The organism is Streptomyces sp. NPDC059169 (genome assembly GCF_042755225.1).
Taxonomy (GTDB): domain Bacteria; phylum Actinomycetota; class Actinomycetes; order Streptomycetales; family Streptomycetaceae; genus Streptomyces.
In genome coordinates this window covers 128,893-149,732 of the sequence record NZ_JBHZCF010000006.1, presented here as the reverse complement: position 1 = coordinate 149,732, position 20,840 = coordinate 128,893, and the positions used below count along the sequence as shown (strand labels likewise).

Annotated in this window: 12 protein-coding genes; 8 read left to right on the top strand and 4 right to left on the bottom strand. The window is 70.8% G+C overall.

Annotation, left to right across the window (positions count from 1 at the left end):
• The first annotated feature begins 26 nt into the window (after window positions 1-26).
• Together ACFXOM_RS13425 and ACFXOM_RS13420 are read left to right on the top strand one after the other, a co-directional pair.
• On the top strand, window positions 27-755 hold the full coding sequence (locus ACFXOM_RS13425) for an SDR family NAD(P)-dependent oxidoreductase (protein WP_384942460.1): 729 nt from the start codon (window positions 27-29) through the stop codon (window positions 753-755).
• A 33-nt stretch (window positions 756-788) separates the two neighbouring features.
• Window positions 789-1,115: a GNAT family N-acetyltransferase gene (locus ACFXOM_RS13420; RefSeq protein WP_384949195.1), complete on the top strand. Its 327-nt coding sequence runs from the start codon at window positions 789-791 to the stop codon at window positions 1,113-1,115.
• A gap of 79 nt (window positions 1,116-1,194) precedes the next feature.
• Here ACFXOM_RS13420 and ACFXOM_RS13415 read toward each other — a convergent pair whose 3' ends face one another.
• Together ACFXOM_RS13415 and ACFXOM_RS13410 are read right to left on the bottom strand one after the other, a co-directional pair.
• Window positions 1,195-1,878: a histidine phosphatase family protein gene (locus ACFXOM_RS13415; RefSeq protein ID WP_384942457.1), complete on the bottom strand. Its 684-nt coding sequence runs from the start codon at window positions 1,876-1,878 to the stop codon at window positions 1,195-1,197.
• A gap of 444 nt (window positions 1,879-2,322) precedes the next feature.
• On the bottom strand, window positions 2,323-2,820 hold the full coding sequence (locus ACFXOM_RS13410) for a lamin tail domain-containing protein (RefSeq protein ID WP_384949417.1): 498 nt from the start codon (window positions 2,818-2,820) through the stop codon (window positions 2,323-2,325).
• A 1,272-nt stretch (window positions 2,821-4,092) separates the two neighbouring features.
• Here ACFXOM_RS13410 and ACFXOM_RS13405 point away from each other — a divergent pair.
• Entirely contained in the window at window positions 4,093-6,117 is a 2,025-nt protein-coding gene (locus ACFXOM_RS13405; protein WP_384946933.1) for a M4 family metallopeptidase, read from the top strand.
• A 92-nt stretch (window positions 6,118-6,209) separates the two neighbouring features.
• On the opposite strand, the gene glgP is transcribed toward ACFXOM_RS13405, so the two are convergent.
• Window positions 6,210-8,780 carry an alpha-glucan family phosphorylase gene (glgP, locus tag ACFXOM_RS13400; protein ID WP_384946931.1) on the bottom strand — a complete coding sequence of 857 codons (2,571 nt, stop codon included), beginning with the start codon at window positions 8,778-8,780 and terminating at the stop codon, window positions 6,210-6,212.
• A gap of 369 nt (window positions 8,781-9,149) precedes the next feature.
• On the opposite strand from glgP, the gene ACFXOM_RS13395 reads away from it, so the two are divergent.
• The 5 genes from ACFXOM_RS13395 to glgB all read left to right on the top strand — a co-directional run bounded on the left by ACFXOM_RS13395 (window position 9,150) and on the right by glgB (window position 18,634).
• Entirely contained in the window at window positions 9,150-10,346 is a 1,197-nt protein-coding gene (locus ACFXOM_RS13395; RefSeq protein WP_384946928.1) for a S8 family peptidase, read from the top strand.
• A 379-nt stretch (window positions 10,347-10,725) separates the two neighbouring features.
• Entirely contained in the window at window positions 10,726-12,711 is a 1,986-nt protein-coding gene (locus ACFXOM_RS13390) for a maltotransferase domain-containing protein (protein ID WP_384938858.1), read from the top strand.
• Window positions 12,708-14,501 carry a maltose alpha-D-glucosyltransferase gene (treS, locus tag ACFXOM_RS13385; RefSeq protein ID WP_384938663.1) on the top strand — a complete coding sequence of 598 codons (1,794 nt, stop codon included), beginning with the start codon at window positions 12,708-12,710 and terminating at the stop codon, window positions 14,499-14,501. The genes ACFXOM_RS13390 and treS overlap by 4 nt, the downstream gene beginning before the upstream one ends.
• Before the next feature lie 241 nt (window positions 14,502-14,742).
• Window positions 14,743-16,167 carry a maltokinase gene (locus tag ACFXOM_RS13380; RefSeq protein WP_384938664.1) on the top strand — a complete coding sequence of 475 codons (1,425 nt, stop codon included), beginning with the start codon at window positions 14,743-14,745 and terminating at the stop codon, window positions 16,165-16,167.
• A 19-nt stretch (window positions 16,168-16,186) separates the two neighbouring features.
• Window positions 16,187-18,634, top strand: coding sequence for a 1,4-alpha-glucan branching enzyme (glgB, locus tag ACFXOM_RS13375; protein ID WP_384938859.1), 2,448 nt, complete (start codon window positions 16,187-16,189; stop codon window positions 18,632-18,634).
• On the opposite strand, the gene ACFXOM_RS13370 is transcribed toward glgB, so the two are convergent.
• On the bottom strand, window positions 18,591-20,801 hold the full coding sequence (locus ACFXOM_RS13370; protein ID WP_384938861.1) for a HelD family protein: 2,211 nt from the start codon (window positions 20,799-20,801) through the stop codon (window positions 18,591-18,593). The genes glgB and ACFXOM_RS13370 overlap by 44 nt on opposite strands.
• Between the last annotated feature and the right edge of the window lie 39 nt (window positions 20,802-20,840).

Genomic DNA, 20,840 nt, shown 5'->3' with positions numbered 1-20,840 from the left:
TTTAAATCGACGAAGGAGGTTCAGCCGTGCCGGCAGGACTGACTGTGATCACTGGCGGCACCGCGGGCGTGGGACTGGCCCTGGCGCGCCGGCTCGCCCATCAGGGTGAGCAGGTCGTCGTCTGCGGGCGGGACCGGACCCGCGTGGCAGCAGTCGACGCCGTACCGGGCATCGAGGCCCTGCGGTGCGACCTCACGGTGGAGAGTGACATCGCCTCCCTGGCGGCAGAGCTGCGCGCGCGAGGAGGCATCCGACTGCTGGTCAACAACGCGGCTGTGCAGTTCGGTTATCGAGTCGCCGAGCACGACCGTGACGACATGCTGCGCGACATGGACACGGAGATCGGTACGAATCTGACCGGCCCGGTCAAGCTCACCGCACTGGTCCTGCCGCTGATGCTGCCCGGCAGCGCCATCGTGAACATCACCTCGGCCCTGGCCCTGACACCCAAGCGCAGCGCACCCCTGTACTGCGCCACCAAGGCCGCACTGCGCAGCTACACCACCGCCCTGCGCTACCAGCTCGCCGACGACGAACGCGGTATCCGGGTGACGGAGGCCATGCTGCCCCTGGTGGACACAGCCATGACGGCCGACCGGGGCAGCGGCAAGATCAGCCCGGAACAGGCCGCCAGGGAACTGCTGGACGGCCTCGACCGCAACCGCCCCGTCGTCCACGTGGGCAAGATCCGCGCCCTGGTGGCCCTTCACCGTCTGTCCCCCGCACTCGCGGCGCGCCTGCTCCGGGACAGCTGACCACCCTTCCCGCGCTGTGCCCAGATACGTAGCTTGACATCGGTCCGCCCCACGATCAGCGCCGGGCACAAGACGATCATCGCTGCGATTGGCTCTGACGGTACCCCGCTGGCCGTCGGCCACTACCACCCAGCGCACGGCACCACCGAGATCGGCGGCATCGGCACCCTCCCCACCGCCCGCCGCCGGGGCCTGGCGGCAGCCGTCACCACCGCGCTGGTCAACCACGCTCGCGACCACGGGGTGAACACCATCTTCCTCGCCTATGCAGAAGACGTCGTTGCACGCATATACGCACGCCTCGGCTTCCGCCCCGCCGACAGCACCCTTCTGATCGCGAACCAACCCGCGCGATCGTAGGTCCGCAAATCCGACCCGCGCCAGCCGCGGGAGGGCTACCGGCCCGGGTGGAACCGGCCGTCCCCGGACCGGACTGCGGTCAGGATCGGTCGCCGAGCAGTTCCGGGTGGCCTTCCCGCCGCCGCACACCCGCTCGGGTGTTCCGTCCGGCACGGACGTACACGAGCGGCTGGATCCCCGCCGCCGTGTTGTTGCCGGCCCTCTCGGAGAGCGAAGGGCCGAGCCGGACGTTCCAGGAACCACCGTGCAGGGTGAGGGACACCACGGACAGGGGCGGCACGTCGAGGTGCCAGAAGGTCCTGACGGGCGCGGACAAGGCGTGGACGAGGGAAGCACGCACCACGGCGGCCTCGGTGATGACGAGCATGTGGCCCGTGTCGGGCGGGAGGCTGCTCAGCCAGTGCGCGGTACGGCGGCAGAGCTGGCGCACCGACTCGCCTCCGTGGGGTACCGCGTCGGGGTCCGTGAGCCAGGCGGAGAAGCCGTGCGGATCGGTGGCGGCGACGTCGTCGACGCGCCGGCCGCGCCACGTCCCGTAGTCGATGTCGCGCAGCAGCGGCTCGACGACCGACCCGAGGCCGAGCGCGACGGCGGTCTGCGCACAGCGGGTCGACGGCGCCCGGATGGCCATGGTGTACGGAGGCAGCGCTGCTCCCGCGCCCCCTGTTTCCCGGAGGCCGCGCTCGCTCAGCGGGCCGTCACCGAAGGCCCCGTGCCGGGTGGCGTCCCCGGTCGCACACAGGAACATCAGGCTCACCGTCATCGTGCTGACCTCCTTAGCGCCCGGCAGGGTGCCGGATGGGGTCGGACCGCTGAAACGGACGCGAAGCCACTACCGGCGGGTAGGGTTCCTTCGGACCGTCGGGGCGACGGGCCCGGACGGCTGTCCCGCTCGAGGCGGGACGGCCTGCCCGCAGAGCGGGCGTCATACGTCCCAGGGTCCGGGAAGCCGGGTGCGACAACCATCCGGCAGATGTCCGGAACCGCCCCCGCCGAATGACTGGAACAGCCCCGCCACCTGGCCGTATGCACGAGTTAAGCGCTTGCGCCCGGGGCGCGGGAACCCGCCTGCGACCGGCTGCGCGTGGCGGCGTCGGCCCCCGTCGGCTGGACCGTGGTCCCGGTCTTGGGGTGCCGGAGCCCCTGCGGCGTACGGGGTGGTACGGCGCAGGGGTCGGGGGTGGCGGGGTGTTGCGGTGGGGTGGGGTCAGCGGTGGTGGTGTCCGCGGTTGCGGCCCCAGGACTTGGTGTCGATGGTGCGGCCGTGGTCGTTGCGGAGGGTGGCGGTGTCGCGGTGGTTGTCCCAGACGTAGGTGCGGAGGTTCTGGTAGACGTCGGTGCGGGTGTCGCGGCCGAATCCGGTGTGGACGCGGACGCTGGAGCGGCCCTTGAGGTGGAGGTTGCGGAAGCGGTAGCGGTTGCCGTCGTTGTCGCTGAGGGTGTAGCCGCGGAGGTTGACGTTGTGGCGGCTGAGGTTGCGGACTTCGATCCATTCGGCGTTGAGGCTGCGGTTGGAGAAGTCGTCGCGTCCGGGGCTGTCGTACTGGACCCGGCCGATGGTGACGGTGGCGCGGTGGTTGTCGTGGCGGTCGTGGCCGTGGCCGTGGCGGTCGTGGGCGGTGGCGGGCAGTGCGGTGGCGGCGAGGAGGGCGCCGGAGGCGAGGACGGCGGCGGTGAGGCGGCGGGTGATGCTGTTTGCGGTCATGTGGGTGCCTCTCAAGGGACGTGCCCGTGGCCTTGGTTGGGGCGTGGTGGGCGGTCGTTTCCCGGCTGGTGCCGAGGACCCACACTGTGGTCGGTGTCGGGGTGTGGTGGTGGGGCGAATCCATCGGCATTACAGAATGCGGACATCTCGGTAACTGTCTCCTGTATCGGTCATCTATCGGGTGGGAGTGTCGTCGGAGGGTCGCTGTCGGCTACATCGACCCGTTGAGCGGTCAACGACAAGCGGTTGCGGGCTCCTCGCACGCGCGGGCTGCACACCCTTGGTGTGGGGCGTCCAGGGGGCGGGTCTTCTGTAACAGTCGAGATTCCGCTTTTTCCGTACATGCAGTAGTGGTGCCGCTCTGACGTGCGGTTTTGTTGTACTCCGTTAGTGGCGGTCGACTTCCGGTACGGAGTGGTCAGGGGCGCGCGGCGGGGTGCGGGACGAAAAGCGAGGTTCCCGCGACACCCGGGACATCGGCAGAAACCCACCGCACCTGAAGCCCGCGGGCAACGCGGGGGGCCACGAAGCCCGTTCACCGAGCCCGCCACGCGTCCCATTCGACCCGCCGAGCCCCCCCTCGCCCCATCCCACCACCCGCCTACAGGCGGGTGCAGAACGCTCCTCCCGAGCCGGATTCCCCACCCGACCGCCGAGCCCGGCTATGGGCGCGGCGCGGGAACGGCGGTCCGCCACGGAGGACGTCCGGCCAACAGCGGTCTATTTCACGCCAACAGAGGGAGCAGGGGTAGCGCGCGGCGTTGTCAGGGCGGGCGGGACGACCCGTCCCCCTGCCCGTGGCACCCACCCGGCCGACGGGGGAGCTGCCGATCAGCAGCAGGGGCACCCGACCCCGCCCCACCCACAGCGCCGCCGACGGCCACGAGGTCACGGCGGGGCGGGCGCCGCCGGGCCCGACGACGAGCAGACGCCCCAGAACGGGCCAGGCAGCGAGGTTGCCGCGACGCATGGCGCGTACCCTCCGCCCACCCCCCTCCCCGCAGGGGCCGGCTTCGCACACAATCCCGGCACGCGCGTCGCATTCGACCTGGCAGACCCGCCGGGCGGCGCCGCGGCAACGGTCGACGAAACGTCCGTTTAACGAACATGACGTTTCGGGGAACGAACGGTTTCCGGCCAATCTTTTGACGCGCTCCTGACAGGAGAGGACTTCTCCTGCCACTCTTCCAACATTCCACGCACTACATGCTCCGCAGCTCTGCCGGGTGGCCCACCCAGCCACCCGTTACCCCCCTCGCAGAAGGAGTCCGCGTGAGACCCACGCCCAGCCGTCGCGCGTCCGCGACCGGCGCACTGCTCGCCGCCGCAGCCCTCCTGGCCGTCGGAATCCAGTCCGGCACCGCCGCCGCAGCCCCGGAATCCCCGGCCGCCCCGAAGCAGCAGGCCGCCCTCGCGGCCAACCCCGGCGCCCTGCCCGCGAAGCTAAGCCCCGCCCAGCGTGCCGAACTCCTGCGCGAGGCCAACGCCACCAAGGCGGCGACCGCAGCCGAACTCGGCCTCGGGGCCCAGGAGAAGCTGGTCGTGCGCGATGTCGTCAAGGACCAGGACGGCACCACGCACACCCGCTACGAGCGAACCTATGCGGGCCTGCCCGTCCTCGGCGGTGACCTCGTCGTCGCCGAGACGAAGACCGGGAGGACCGAGTCCGTCACCAAGGCGTCCCGCGCCTCGCTGAAGAACGTCGACACCACGGCCGACGTCGCACCGGCCGTCGCCGAGAAGCAGGCCGTGGCCGCCGCGCGCACCGAGGGCTCGAAGAAGGCCACTGCCGACCGCGCGCCGCGCAAGGTCGTCTGGATGGCCGAGGGCACCCCGGTCCTGGCGTACGAGACCGTCGTCGGCGGCTTCCAGCACGACGGCACTCCGAACGAGATGCACGTCGTCACCGACGCCAGCAACGGCAAGAAGCTCTACGAGTGGCAGGCGATCAACGAGGGCACCGGCAACACGCAGTACAGCGGCCAGGTCACCCTCGGGACGGCACCGTCGTACACCCTGACCGACACCGGCCGCGGCAACCACAAGACGTACAACCTCAACCACGGCTCATCGGGCACCGGCACGCTGTTCTCCGGCTCCGACGACATCTGGGGTGACGGGACGCCGGGGAACGCCGAGACGGCCGGCGCGGACGCACACTACGGTGCGGCGCTCACCTGGGACTACTACAAGAACGTGCAGGGTCGCAGCGGTATCAAGGGCGACGGTGTCGGCGCGTACTCGCGGGTCCACTACGGCAACAACTACGTCAACGCCTTCTGGTCCGACAGTTGCTTCTGCATGACCTACGGTGACGGCTCCGGCAACTCCAAGCCCCTGACCTCGATCGACGTGGCCGCGCACGAGATGACGCACGGCGTCACCTCCGCCACCGCGAAGCTCGTCTACAGCGGTGAGTCGGGCGGTCTCAACGAAGCGACGTCCGACATCTTCGCCGCCGCCGTCGAGTTCTACGCCGACAACGACAAGGACAAGGGCGACTACCTGGTCGGCGAGAAGATCGACATCAACGGCAACGGCACCCCGTTGCGCTACATGGACAAGCCGAGCAAGGACAGTAGGTCCAAGGACTCCTGGTACTCGGGTCTCGGCGGCATCGACGTGCACTACTCCTCGGGCCCGGCGAACCACTGGTACTACCTGCTCTCCGAGGGCAGCGGCGCCAAGACCATCAACGGCGTGAACTACGACTCGCCGACGTCGGACGGTCTGCCGGTCACCGGCATCGGCCGTGACAAGGCCTCGCTGATCTGGTTCAAGGCCCTCACCACGAAGTTCAACTCGACGACCAACTACGCGGCCGCCCGCACCGGCACCATCGCCGTGGCGACGGAGCTCTACGGGGCGAGCAGCCCCGAGGTCAAGTCGGTGACCGACGCCTGGGCGGCCATCAACGTCGGCTCCCGCCCCGGCGGCGGCGGCGAAGGCAAGGTCTTCGAGAACTCCGACCGGGTGAACATCCCGGACAACGGCGCCGCGGTGACCTCCTCCGTGAACGTCACCGGTGTGACCGGCAACGCCCCCTCCGCTCTGAAGGTCGGCGTCGACATCACCCACACCTGGCGCGGTGACCTGGTCATCGACCTGATCGCGCCGGACGGCACGGCGTACCGCCTGAAGAACTTCAGCGGCAGCGACTCGGCGGACAACGTGGTCGAGACCTACACGGTGAACGCGTCGAGCGAGGTCGCCAACGGCACCTGGAAGCTCAAGGTCCAGGACCAGGCCGCCTGGGACACCGGCTACATCAACAGCTTCAAGCTGACGTTCCCGTAAGCACGGGCGCACGCACCTGACGGGCACAGGAACCGCCCGGGAGGACCACGTCCTCCCGGGCGGTTCCGCGTGACCGCTGCCTATGCGGGCGCTCAGCGCATCAGGACCCCCGCCCCCTCACCGGTGGCCTCAGCCGGCAGGGCGACGAGCCCCATGTCGGTGCCGCAGGACAGCAGGCGGTGGGCGGGCAGCACTCGCACCGTGTAGCCGAACGGCCCGGTCCGGTCGAGGGCGAGTGGGCCTTCGTAGGTCCAGCAGCCCGACGGGTCGGGTCCGCCACCGACCGGCTTCAGCGGGAAGGCCTGGGCGTCGGCGAGGGTGTCGTCGGCGTCGACGCGGCCCGCCACGGCCTGCACCTCCACGTCCTCGGAACGCAGTCCGCCGAGGTCGATGCGGACGCGCAGGGCGAGGGTGGAACCGAGCTCGGCCGTCCCCTCGGCCGTACCCGCCTCGACGTGCCCGACACAGACCCCCGGCCAGGCCGCACGTACCCGGGCCTTCCAGGCCGCCAGCTCACGGGCGGCGCCCACGTCGAGGGCCAGGGTGCGGTGGGAACGGGCGGCCGGGGCGTAGAGCCGGTCCACGTACTCGCGCACCATCCGGTCCGCCAGCACCTTGGGGGCGAGCGCAGTGAGCGTGCGCCGGACCATGTCGATCCAACGGCCGGGGAGCCCGCCCGCACCACGGTCGTAGAAGAGCGGTGCGACGCGTTCCTCGACCAACGCGTACAGGGCGGTGGCCTCCAGCTCGTCCCGGCGGTCCTCGTCCCGCGCGGCGGAGCCGTCGGCGGTGGGGATGACCCAGCCGAAATCCGGTTCGTACCACTCGTCCCACCAGCCGTCACGCACCGAGAGGTTGAGGCAGCCGTTGAGCGCAGCCTTCATACCGCTGGTGCCGCAGGCCTCCAACGGCCGGAGGGGGTTGTTGAGCCAGACGTCGCAGCCCGGGTAGAGCCGGCGGGCCATGTCCATGCCGTAGTCCGGGAGGAAGACGATCCGGTGACGCACCCTCGGATCGTCCGCGAACCGCACCAGTTCCTGGACCAGCCGCTTGCCGCCGTCGTCCGCAGGGTGCGCCTTGCCGGCGACGACGATCTGCACCGGCCTGCTCGGATGGAGCAGCAGCCGCGCCAACCGGTCGCGGTCGCGCAGCATCAGGGTGAGCCGTTTGTACGCAGGGACGCGACGGGCGAAGCCGATCGTGAGGACGCCCGGGTCCAGTGCCCCGTCGATCCAGCCGAGCTCGGTGCTGCCCGCTCCCCGCTGGCGCCAGGACGCGTACAACCGTTGCCGCACCTCCTCGACCAGTTGCTCACGCAGTGACCTGCGCAATTCCCACAGTTCGGCGTCCGACGCGGTGGCGGCGTCCAGCGGGCGCACCCCGGGCGCCAGCCACGTCGGGGCGTGCACCCCGTTGGTGAGGGAGGTGATGGGGACCTCCGGGACGTCGAGCCCCGGCCACAGGCCCGCGAACATCTGCCGGCTGACGGCGCCGTGCAAGGCGGAGACGCCGTTGGCGCGCTGTGCCAGCCGCAGCCCCATCACCGCCATGTTGAACAAGCCCGGCTCGCCACCGGAGTAGGACTCCGTACCGAGCCCCAGCACCCGGTCGGGGTCCACCCCCGCCAACTCCCCGTCCTCACCGAAGTGGGCGGCGACGAGACGGCTGTCGAAGCGGTCGATCCCGGCCGGGACGGGCGTGTGGGTGGTGAACACGGTCCCCGCCCGCACCGCTTCCAGGGCTGCGGCGAAGTCCAGGCCGTACGGCAGGAGTTCACGGATCCTTTCGAGCCCCTGGAATCCGGCGTGGCCCTCGTTGGTGTGGAAGACCTCGGGCTCGGGGTGGCCGCTGAGCCGGCAGTAGGTGCGCACTGCGCGCACCCCTCCGACGCCCAGCAGCATCTCCTGCAACAGCCGGTGCTCGCTGCCACCGCCGTAGAGCCGGTCGGTGACGTCCCGCTCCCCGGGGGCGTTCTCCTCGACGTCCGAATCGAGGAGCAGCAAGGGGACGCGCCCGACCTGCGCCTGCCAGACGCGGGCGTGCAGCGAACGGCCGCCCGGCAGGGCGAGGGCGATCCGTGCGGGGGTTCCCTCGGGCTCCCGCAGCAGGGTGAGCGGCAGCTCGTCGGGGTCGAGGACGGGGTAGTGCTCCTGCTGCCAGCCGTCGCGCGACAGGGACTGGCGGAAGTAGCCGTGGCGGTAGAGGAGTCCGACCCCGATCAGCGGGACGCCGAGGTCGCTCGCCGCCTTGAGGTGGTCTCCGGCGAGTATGCCGAGGCCGCCCGAATACTGCGGGAGGGCCGCCGTGATACCGAACTCGGGCGAGAAGTACGCGACGGCAGTGGGCAGAGAGGCACCCTCACCGCTCTGTTCCTGGTACCAGCGGGGACCGCTCAGATAGTCGTCGAGGTCGCGCGCGGTGTCCGCGACGCGGTCCAGGAAGCCGGGGTCCGCGGCGAGCTCGGCGAGCCGCGGTGCGGACACCGAGCCGAGCAGCCGTACGGGGTCGCCGTCGGCCGTGCGCCATCCGGCCGGGTCGGCGTCGCGGAACAGCTGCCGGGTCGCCGGGTGCCAGGACCAGCGCAGGTTGTGCGCCAGGTCGTGGAGGGGGGCGAGGGGTTCGGGGAGGACGGGGCGGACGGTGAATCGACGAACGGCCTTCACGGGTTCCACCTTCGAAGTGAGGTTCATCCGGGGACGCACAACGGTGTGCGTCCGCCCAACCCCTCGACGGTAGTGGCGCCGCACGATTCACAACCACGGCGCGAGGAGGGCGCATCGTGCTGTGCCTCCTTTCGGCCGACCGCCCGGGACGCGCACGGGGGCGGCGCCGGCGGGCGGGGCGACACTCGAGCGCCGGACAGCGGCGGTGCGACCGATTCCGCCCCCTTCGGCGGTCTTGTGGCACACGGAACCGCGCGAGAGGCTGCTGTCCGCGTCCGAACGCCTACGGGGAGTCCGGGGTGCGCGGTCGGACACCGTCCGACTGACCGCGGGGCACGTGCAGTTGAGGGAGGGAAAGGAACGCCGCCCATGAGACGTTCGCGACGACTGTCCCGACGGCTGCCCGTGATCCTGACCGCCGTGGCGGCGGTGGCCGTCCTCCCGACCGTCACCCAGCCCGACCGGGCCGCTCCACTGCCCTCGGCGGCCGCCGCCACCGGCGCGGGCCGCGGGACGAGCAGCTACATCGTGACGCTGGCGCCTGGCGCGGGGATACGGGCCCCGTCCGTGGCGGGCAGGAACCTCGCGCGCTCGTACGGGGCGAGAATTCGCCACACCTACGGCGCAGTGCTCAACGGCTACGCGGTTCAGGCCGACGCGACGGCCGCCGCACGCCTGGCCGCCGACCCCCGGATCGCGTCGGTGGTCCCGGACGGAACGGTGCGCCTGGACCGCACCCCGCCCGTTGCCTCCTGGCCTCGGGGGCTCCCGACCGGGCCCGACCGACCCGCCGGCGCCCCGCCCGGGCCGCGCGGCGGTGGCAGGGGGGCCACCGTGTACGTCATCGACACGGGCGTGCGCACGTCACACCGGGACTTCGGTGGCCGGGCCCGCAGTGGCTGGGACTTCGTGGACGGCGACGCCATCGCGCAGGACGGCAACGGCCACGGCACGCACGTGGCGGCGATCGCCGCGGGCGGTGCGAACGGCGTCGCCCGGCAGGCGGACGTCGTCGCCGTGCGGGTGCTCGACGACACGGGCACCGGGACGACGTCGCGGGTGATCGCCGGGATCGACTGGGTGACGGAGCACGCGAGGAAACCCGCCGTCGCCAATCTGAGCCTGGGCGGACGGGCGGGACACCAACTGGACGCGGCGGTACGCCACTCCATCGCCTCAGGGGTGACCTACACCGTTGCGGCGGGCAACGAGGGGAGGCCCGCAGCGCTGTTCTCCCCGGCGCGGGTGCGGGAGGCGATCACGGTCGGTGCGGCAGACGCCCGGGGTGCCCGCGCGGCGTCGTCCAACTGGGGTACGTCGGTGGATCTGTTCGCACCGGGTGTCGGCATCGACTCCGCCTGGCACACCGGGGACACAGCACGACGCACCCTCTCCGGCACGTCGATGGCGGCCCCGCACGCCGCGGGGGCGGCCGCGCTGTACCTCGCCGGGCATCCCCGGGCGACCCCTGCCGAGGTGGGTCGCGCCCTGGCTCGGGCCGCCCGCGGCAACGTGGCCGACGCCGGGCCCGGCTCCCCGAACCGGCTGCTGCAGGTGACCGGCTGACGCACCCTGCAGCAGCCTTCCACGGACCGACCCTGCGGACACGGGGACGGATCTCCCGTTCCGCCGCCGGAGGGGCGGAACGGGCCCCGGGAGCCCCCGGACGGCTCAAAGGTGCGCCTGGTTCTTGTGTGTCCGCCTACGCCCTAGTAGTTAACGAACCACCGGATTGCGTACCAGAAGAGCGTGGGAAGGCTCCACCGGTACGCACCGGAGCGCACTCGCGACCCTGCCATTCGAGTGAACGCGGACAGGAGCGGCCATGCCCGCAGCCCGCCAGCCGTCGACGGAGCAGTTACAAAGAACACCCACGCCCCGTGAAGCAGCCCCGCTCGTTCTTCCCGTCGTGCCCGCACAGCCCTCAGGTGATGCCGTGAACCCGCTGATTGGCCGCATTCCCGTCCTGGACGTACACCCCCTCGTCGACTGCGGCAGAAGGCCCGCGAAAGCAGTGGTGGGCGAGACCTTCCAGGTCACCGCCACCGTCTTCCGCGAGGGGCACGACGCCGTCGCCGCCAACGTCGTCCTGCGGGACCCCTCCGGCAGGACCGGCCCGTGGACCCCGATGCGGGAGCTGGCGCCCGGCACGGACCGCTGGGGCGCCGAGGTGACCCCGGACGCCCAGGGGCAGTGGACGTACGGCGTCGAGGCCTGGGGCGATCCGGTGGCCACCTGGCGCCACCACGCCAGCATCAAGGTCCCGGCCGGCATCGACACGGACCCGGTACTCGCCGAGGGCGCGGAGCTCCTCGACCGCGCCGCCGGGGGCGTGCCCAAGAACGACGGCCGGGAGACGGTGCTGCGCGCCGCGGACGCGGTGCGCGACGCGTCGCTGCCGCCGGCGGAACGGCTGGCCGCCGCGCTCGCACCGGACCTGACCGCCGTGCTCGCCCGCCATCCGCTGCGCGAACTGGTCACCGCCTCTCCCCCGCTACCGCTGCTGGTGGAGCGGCCGAGGGCGCTCTTCGGCTCCTGGTACGAGTTCTTCCCGCGCTCCGAAGGCGCCGTGGTCGAGGGGGGCAGGTCGGTCTCCGGCAGCTTCAGGACCGCGGCCCGGCGGCTTCCCGCCATCGCCGCGATGGGCTTCGACGTGGTGTACCTGCCCCCCGTGCACCCGATCGGCACGACCTTCCGCAAGGGACCCAACAACGCCCTGGAGGCGGGGCCGCACGACGTGGGCGTGCCGTGGGCGATCGGTTCGCCCGAAGGCGGCCACGACGCGATCCACCCGGACCTCGGCACGCTGGAGGACTTCGACGAGTTCGTGCGCTGCGCCAGGGACTTGCGCATGGAGGTCGCGCTCGACTTCGCGCTCCAGTGCTCCCCCGACCACCCGTGGGTGTCGAAGCATCCGGAGTGGTTCCGCCGCCGCGCCGACGGGACCGTCGCCTACGCCGAGAACCCTCCGAAGAAGTACCAGGACATCTATCCGATCGCCTTCGACCAGGACATGCGGGGGCTGGTGCGGGAGACGCTGCGCGTGCTGCGCCACTGGATGAGGCACGGGGTGCGGATCTTCCGCGTGGACAATCCGCACACCAAGCCGGTGGTCTTCTGGGAGAAGGTCATCGGTGAGGTCAACCGCACCGACCCCGACGTGGTCTTCCTGGCGGAGGCGTTCACCCGCCCCGCGATGATGCGTACGCTCGCCGCCGTAGGGTTCCAGCAGTCGTACACGTACTTCACCTGGCGCAACACGAAGCAGGAGCTCACCGACTACCTGACGGAGCTCGCGCAGGACACCGCGGCGTACATGCGCCCCAATTTCTTCGTGAACACCCCGGACATCCTGCACGCCTATCTGCAGGAGGGCGGGCGTCCGGCCTTCGAGGCGCGTGCGGTGCTCGCGGCAACGCTCTCCCCCAGCTGGGGCGTGTACGCCGGGTACGAGTTGTGCGAGAACACCCCGCTGCGTCCGGGCAGCGAGGAGTACCTGGACTCGGAGAAGTACCAACTGCGGCCCCGGGACTGGGAGTCGGCGGAACGCGAGGGGCACAGCATCGCCCCGCTGATCACCGCGCTCAACCGGGCGCGCCGCCGCCACCCGGCGCTGCAGCAGCTGCGCAACCTGCACTTCCACCACGCGGACAACGACGCAGTGATCGCGTACAGCAAGCGCTCCGGTTCGAACATCGTTCTGGTGGTCGTCAATCTCGATCCGCACCACACCCAGGAGGCGACGGTCTCGTTTGACATGCCGGAGCTCGGCCTCGACTGGCACGAGACCGTACCGGTGCGCGACGAGCTCACCGGCGAGACCTATCACTGGGGCAGGGCCGCCTACGTGCGCCTCGAGCCGGGCGTCACGCCTGCGCACATCGTGGTCCTGCGACCGTCCCCGCCGATCGGAGGGTCACCCACATCATGATCGTCAACGAGCCCGTCCACGACACGTTCGAGGACACCCCCGCGAAGGACCGGGATCCCGACTGGTTCAAACGCGCCGTCTTCTACGAAGTGCTCGTACGGTCCTTCCAGGACAGCAACGGCGACGGGGTGGGCGACCTCAAGGGCCTCACCGCCAAGCTGGACTACCTGCAATGGCTGGGCGTGGACTGCCTGTGGCTTCCGCCCTTCTTCAAGTCGCCGCTCCGTGACGGCGGTTACGACGTCGCCGACTACACCTCGGTGCTCCCCGAGTTCGGCGACCTCGCCGATTTCGTCGAGTTCGTGGACGCGGCCCACCAGCGTGGCATGCGGGTGATCATCGACTTCGTCATGAACCACACCAGCGACCAGCACCCGTGGTTCCAGGAGTCCCGGAAGGACCCGGAGGGCCCGTACGGGGACTACTACATCTGGGCCGACGACGACAAGCAGTTCCAGGACGCCCGGATCATCTTCGTCGACACGGAGACCTCGAACTGGACCTTCGACCCGGTCCGCAAGCAGTACTACTGGCACCGCTTCTTCTCCCACCAGCCGGACCTCAACTACGAGAACCCGGTGGTGCAGGAGGAGATCGTCTCCGCCCTGCGGTTCTGGCTGGACCTCGGCATCGACGGGTTCCGGCTGGACGCCGTGCCCTACCTGTACCAGGAGGAGGGCACCAACTGCGAGAACCTCCCGGCGACCCACGAGTTCCTCAGGCGCGTCCGCAAGGAGATCGACGCCCACTACCCGGACACGGTCCTGCTCGCTGAAGCCAACCAGTGGCCCGAGGACGTCGTCGACTACTTCGGCGACTTCGCCGGTGGCGGAGACGAGTGCCACATGGCCTTCCACTTCCCGGTGATGCCCCGGATCTTCATGGCGGTGCGCAGGGAGTCCCGGTACCCGGTCTCCGAGGTCCTCGCCAAGACCCCGCAGATCCCGAAGAACTGCCAGTGGGGCATCTTCCTGCGCAACCACGACGAGCTGACCCTGGAGATGGTCACCGACGAGGAGCGCGACTACATGTACGCGGAGTACGCCAAGGACCCACGGATGCGCGCCAACATCGGCATCCGGCGGCGGCTCGCCCCGCTCCTGGACAACGACCGCAACCAGATCGAGCTGTTCACGGCCCTGCTCCTGTCGCTGCCCGGTTCCCCGATCCTGTACTACGGCGACGAGATCGGGATGGGCGACAACATCTGGCTGGGCGACCGCGACGCGGTGCGCACCCCGATGCAGTGGACGCCGGACCGCAACGCGGGCTTCTCGTCGTGTGACCCGGGGCGCCTGTACCTGCCGACCATCATGGACCCGGTCTACGGCTACCAGGTCACCAACGTCGAGGCGTCGATGGCCTCGCCCTCGTCGCTGCTGCACTGGACCCGGCGGATGATCGAGATCCGCAAGCAGAACCGTGCCTTCGGACTGGGCTCGTACACGGAGCTGCCGTCGTCCAATCCGGCGGTGCTGGCCTATCTGCGCGAGGCGCCCCCGGGCGCGGACGGCACGGATGACCTGGTGCTGTGCGTGAACAACTTCTCGCGGTTCGCGCAGCCGACGGAGCTGGACCTCCGGCGGTTCAACGGGCGGCACCCCGTGGAGCTGATCGGCGGGGTGCGGTTCCCGGCGATCGGGGAGTGGCCGTACCTGCTCACGCTGGCCGGGCACGGTTTCTACTGGTTCCGGCTGCGCAAGGACTCCGTACCGAAGGAAGCCCTGCCGCAGGACGCAGCGGCCGTCCCGGCGAGCTCGTCGACGGCAGCTGCGGGGCCCAAGGCCTGACGCTCCGTCACACCACTGCCGGGTTGTGTTGCCGGCACATGCCATGTCGCGTGCGAGGCGGTTGCATCGCCCCGCACGGGGCACGCTCCCCCTCATATCGAGTCCGTACGGACCATCCTCACCCGACACTCCCCCTGCCTCCGGCGGGGGGACCCCCACGCACAGCCCGGACAGCTATATTGACCGCAATCCGGGACATCCTTCGCATCCTGTGGTGTGCCCGGGGAAAGGACGCGATGCCATGTCGGAGGCTGCATCCACCCGGACCCCCGTCGCCCTGCTTCCTTCGCTGTCACCGCTGCTGCACGAATGGCTGCCCCGGCAGCGTTGGTTCGCCGGCAAAGGGCGCCCGATCGCCGGCTTCTCCCTGGTCTCGGCGACCGAGCTGCTGCCGGCCGACTCGGCCGGCCCCGGTCTGCTGCACCTGATCGTCCGCGTCCAGCCGTCGGCGCCAACCGCGGGGAAGGGGCCTGCAGGGAAATCCGGACACGTCAGGGCCACGGCGGGACTGCGCGATGCCGGACACAGCGGGAACTGCTACCAGCTGCTGCTCGGCGTCCGCACGGCACTGCCGCCGTACCTGGCGTCCGCGCTGATCGGGCGCCCGACCGGCGGACCGCTCGCGGGCAGGACCGTCTACGAAGGGCTGCACGACCCCCGGCTCGGCGCGCTCCTGCTGGAGCGGCTGCGCTCCCCCGGCCGCATGGGCCCCCTCCGTTTCGACCGGGCGGAGCCCGTGCTCGGCGGCCTGCCCTCCCGAGTGCTGGACGCCGAACAGTCCAACTCCTCGCTGGTGTACGGCGATGCGTACATTCTCAAGATCTTCCGGCGGGTGTACCCGGGCGTCAATCCGGACCTGGAGCTCCCGCTCGCGCTCGCCGGCGCCGGCTGTGCACGGGTACCCGCCCCCGTCGCCTGGTTCGAGTCCGAGACGCCGGAGTCGTGCACCCTCGGGGTGCTCCAGCCCTACCTGCGCGGTTCGCAGGACGGCTGGCAGCTGGCTCTGAAGGCGCTGGCCGCCGGGCACGACTTCACCACCGAGGCGCTGGCGCTGGGCCAGGCGACCGCCGAAGTGCACACGGCCCTCGCGGCCACCCTGCCGACGGTGCCCCTCGGCCGACCACAGACCGAACACCTGTCCATGATGATGAACGAGCGGTTGGACGCCGCGGTGCGTGCCGTACCCGCCTTGCTCCCGTACGTGCGGGGGCTGCGCGCCGCCTTCGACGCGATCTCCGGCGCCGCCTCCAACGGCGACGGACGCGCCCAACGCATCCACGGCGACCTGCACCTCGGCCAGACCCTGCGCACCCCCGACGGCGGCTGGTCGGTCATCGATTTCGAGGGCGAACCCGCCCGGCCGCTGGACGAGCGCCGCCGGGTGCAGCCCCCGGTACGTGACATCGCGGGGATACTGCGCTCCTTCGACTACGCGGCCCGCTCCCACCGCCCGTGGAACCCGGCCTGGGCGGCACGCTGCCGAGCGGCGTACTGCGAGGGCTACGCCGACGCAGCGGGCGCGGATCCGCGCAGCCAGCCGGAACTGCTGCGGGCCTACGAGACCGACAAGGCGGTGTACGAGGTCGTGTACGAAGCGCGGCACCGGCCGGACTGGCTGCCCGTCCCGATGTCGGCCATCGAACGGTTGGCCGGCCCGGTGTCCTGACGTCCCCGTGCCGAAACGCATCACCCCGGCCGCTCCCCCGCACGCCCCGAGTCCCCTGACGTTCGACCACACTGCCGACACCCGCACCGAGGAGGCCGCCCCCGTGACCCCCCGCACCCCGTCAGCCCAGCCACCAGACGACCGACAGGCGCCCCGCGCCGGGACTGCCAGGGAATCCGCGGCAGCCGCCGACGCCCCGCCACCGCACGCCCGGGGTACAGCGGCACGCACAGGGACGGCCGCGCCCAGGAAGGACGCCGGGGCCAGTCACGGCGTACGCCCGGGTGCGCCGCTCGACGACGCGGACCGCGAGCGGCTGCTCGCCGGCTCGCACCACGATCCGCACTCCCGGCTGGGTGGGCACTTGGTCCGGGGCGGCGTGGTCATCCGCGTGCTGCGTCCGCACGCGCGGTCGGTGACCGTGCTGGCGAAGGGGCTGCGAGCCGAGTTGCACGACGACGGGGACGGTTTCTTCTCCGGGCTGCTGCCGATGCGCAAGGTTCCGGAGTACGCACTGCAGGTGGCTTACGAGGACAGCACCATCGAGTTCGCGGACCCCTACCGCTTCCTCCCGGCACTCGGCGAACTCGACGTCCACCTGATCGGCGAGGGCAGGCACGAGGAGCTGTGGCAAGCGCTCGGCGCCCGGCTCATGACCCACCAGGGCGTCACCGGCACCCGCTTCACCGTCTGGGCACCGAACGCCCGGGGCGTCCGGGTCGTCGGCGACTTCAACTACTGGGACGGAACGGCCTACGCGCTGCGCTCCCTGGGCTCGTCGGGCGTGTGGGAGCTGTTCGTGCCCGGCATCGGGGAGGGCGCGCTCTACAAGTTCGAGATCACCCGTCCGGACGGTTCTCGCACGGTGCGCGCCGACCCGCTGGCCCGGCGCACCGAGGTCCCTCCGGCGAACGCGTCGATCGTCACCGAGGCCCACCACGTGTGGCGGGACGACGCATGGATGACGCACCGCGGCGACCGCCCGGTCCACGAGGCGCCGTTCTCCGTCTACGAAGTCCATCTTCCGTCGTGGCGCCCCGGGCTCACCTATCGACAGCTTGCCGACCAACTCCCCTCATACGTACGTGACTTGGGTTTCACGCACGTGGAGCTGATGCCGGTGGCGGAACACCCCTTCGGGGGCTCCTGGGGCTACCAGGTCACCGGCTTCTACGCTCCGACGGCCCGGATGGGCACCCCGGACGACTTCCGCTTCCTGGTCGACTCGCTGCACCGCGCCGGCATCGGTGTCCTCGTCGACTGGGTCCCCGCGCACTTCCCCAGGGACGACTGGGCACTGGCGGAGTTCGACGGACGCCCGTTGTACGAGCACTCGGACCCGGCCCGGGCGTCGCACCCGGACTGGGGCACCCTGGAATTCGACTACGGCCGCAAGGAGGTCCGCAACTTCCTCGTCGCCAACGCGGTCTACTGGTGCCAGGAGTTCCACATCGACGGGCTACGGGTGGATGCCGTGGCCTCGATGCTCTACCTCGACTACTCGCGCGAGCACGGCGACTGGACCCCGAACGAGCACGGCGGACGGGAGAACCTGGACGCCGTGTCGTTCCTCCAGGAGATGAACGCCACCGTGTACCGCCGCTGCCCCGGCGTCGTCACGATCGCCGAGGAGTCCACCGCCTGGGACGGGGTGACCCGGGCCACCCACCACGTGGGGCACGGTGGCTTCGGCGGACTCGGTTTCGGGCTCAAGTGGAACATGGGCTGGATGCACGACTCGCTCTGCTACGTGGAGCACGAACCGGTGCACCGCAAGTTCCACCACAACGAGATGACGTTCTCGATGGTGTACGCCTACAGCGAGAACTACGTACTGCCGATCTCGCACGACGAGGTGGTGCACGGCAAACGGGCCCTGGTGTCGAAGATGCCGGGCGACTGGTGGCAACAGCGCGCCAACCACCGCGCGTACCTCGGCTTCATGTGGGCCCATCCGGGCAAGCAACTGCTCTTCATGGGGCAGGAGTTCGCCCAGGGTGCGGAGTGGTCCGAGGGTCACGGCCCCGACTGGTGGCTGCTCGACCCGTCGTACGACGCCGAGCCGGACCACCGGGGCGTCCGGGACCTGGTGCGCGATCTCAACACGGTGTACGCGGCGACGCCCGCGCTGTGGCAGCGGGACACCGTCCCCGAGGGGTTCGCCTGGATCGACGGCGGTGCCGCGGACGACAACGTCTTCGCGTTCCTGCGCTTCGACGCGCACGGCGCCCCGCTGCTGGCCGTCTCGAACTTCTCCCCGGTGGTACGCCACGAGTACCGACTGGGCGTGCCGCCGTCCGTGCACGCGTGGACGGAGGTCCTGAACACGGACGCGGCACGGTACGGCGGTGGTGACGTGGTCAACGCGGACCCGCTGAAGCCCGAGTCCGTCACCGCCCACGGTCACCGCACGAGCCTCCAGCTCACCCTGCCGCCGCTGGCAACGGTGTGGCTGAAGCCGGCGTGATCACACCGAGTCGCTGGGTGGCACGGGTCAGCGCCACGTAGAGGTCGTTCGAGAGCATCCGCTCGGGCGCGACGACCAGGACGGTGTCGAACTCCAGGCCCTTGGCCTGGCGCGGGTCGAGCAGGACGACGGACCGGGAGAGGTCCAGCGGTCCGTCGTCCGCGAGACCCGTGAGCTCGGGGTGCAGCGCGCGCGGGGCAATCACCGCCAGCCTGCCTTCCCGGGGCGCCTCGGCAGCCGCCAGTGCCGCCACCTCGGAGAGCGGAACGGTGCGCCGCCAGGGAAGTGCACCCGTGGACCGGATGGAACGCGGCGGTTCGAAGTCGGGATCGGTGCTCCGGCGCTGCTCCGCCGCGTAGTCCATGATCTCGGCTGGCGTGCGGTAGTTGACGCGGAGCCGCGCCAGTCCCCAGCGGTCCTGGACGTAGGGACCGAGGATCTGCTGCCAGGAATCGCTCCCCGCCGGGTCCCCCGTCTGCGCGGGGTCGCCGACCAGGGTCATCGACCGGGTCGGGCAGCGGCGCATCAGCAGTCGCCATGCCATGGCCGACAGTTCCTGCGCCTCGTCGACGATGATGTGCCCGAAGGCCCAGGTGCGGTCGGCGGCGGCGCGCTCGGCGGCGGTGCGGTGATCGGCCTCCTCGTGCCGCTCGGCCATGCGCTCGGCATCGATGACGTCGTGCGCGGCGAGCACCTCGGACGCGTCCGCGTCGACGTCCTCCTTGTCCTCGAACTCGTAGGTGCGGGAGGCGTACGAAACGTCGAGGACGCCTTGGGCGTAGGCGATCTGCCGGGCGCGTTCGGCCTCGGCGGCGGCGAGCGCCGCGGAGTTGTCCTCGCCGAGCAGTTCGGCGGCCTCGTCGAGCAGGGGCACGTCGGCAGGGGTCCACGGCCCGCCCTCCCGGCGGATCAACTCCGCTTCGTCAGCGGGCAGATGGGTGGGGTCCGCGAGGTAGTCGCCGAGGAACTGCTGAGGGGTGAGCGGCGGCCAGAGCTCCGCGACGGCGGCGTGCACCTCGGCACTCGCAGCGATGCCCTTGCCGAGTTGGGCGATGTCGTCGGGGCCGAGGAAATTGGGCCCGCCGTAAGGGTCGGCCCCGATGCGGTCGGCGAGCTGGGTGGTGAGGTCGTCGATGATCCGGAAGACGAACGTGGGCCGGGCGAGGTTGTGCGGCAACCCGGTCTCGCGTGCCTTGTGGCGCGCTTCGACGGCCATGTCCCAGTCGAGGACGAGGTCCCCGTCGTCGTGCTCGATGACGACGGGAGCGTCCTTCTCGGGCACCCGCTGCCGGTCCCGTACGGCCTCGGCGAGCACGTCGGCCATGTCCGCACGGCCCTTGACGGCAGCGGCAGCCGGGCTGTCCGCGCCGGTGGCGTGCACGCCGGGGAACAGTTCGCCGACCGTGGACAGGAGCACTCCGGTCTCGCCGAGCGAAGGCAGCACCTCACCGATGTATCCCAGGAAGGCGGGGTTGGGGCCGACGATCAGCACCGCTCGCTTGGCGAGCTGTTCCCGGTACGCGTACAGCAGGTACGCGGCCCGGTGCAGCGCGACGGCCGTCTTACCGGTGCCCGGTCCGCCTTCGACGACGAGGACACCGCGCTGCGGTGCACGAATGATGTGGTCCTGCTCGGCCTGGATCGTCGAGACGATGTCGGCCATCCGGCCGGTGCGGGCGCTGTTCAGCGCGGCGAGCAACACCTCGTCGGCGTCGTGCGACTCGTACCCGGTGCGGGTGGCGTCATGGAGATCCATGAGTTCGTCGTGCAGGGCGGTGACGGTGCGGCCCTCCGTGGTGATGTGCCTGCGCCTGCGAAGTCCCAGCGGTTCGTAACCGGTCGCGAGGTAGAACGGGCGCGCCACGGGAGCCCGCCAGTCGATGAGCAGGGGCGTGCGTTCCGCGTCGTCCTTGCGGATTCCGGTGCGCCCGATGTGATGGGTGACGCCGTCCCGCCCGTCGATGCGGCCGAAACAGAGTCCGGAGTCGGCCGCATTCAGCGCGGTGAGAGACGCGGAGTACTCCGCCACTCCGACATCCCTCTCCACACGCGCCTGCCGCCCGGTGCTGACCTGCGCGATCGTTGCGCGCATGGCAGCCTCGGCCTCCGCCCGGAGCTGGTCGAGCCGCTCGTGGGCGGAGGAAACGAATTGCTGCTCCTGCCGCATTTCCTCGGTTGACAATTCAGCTCCTGACGCGATAGAATG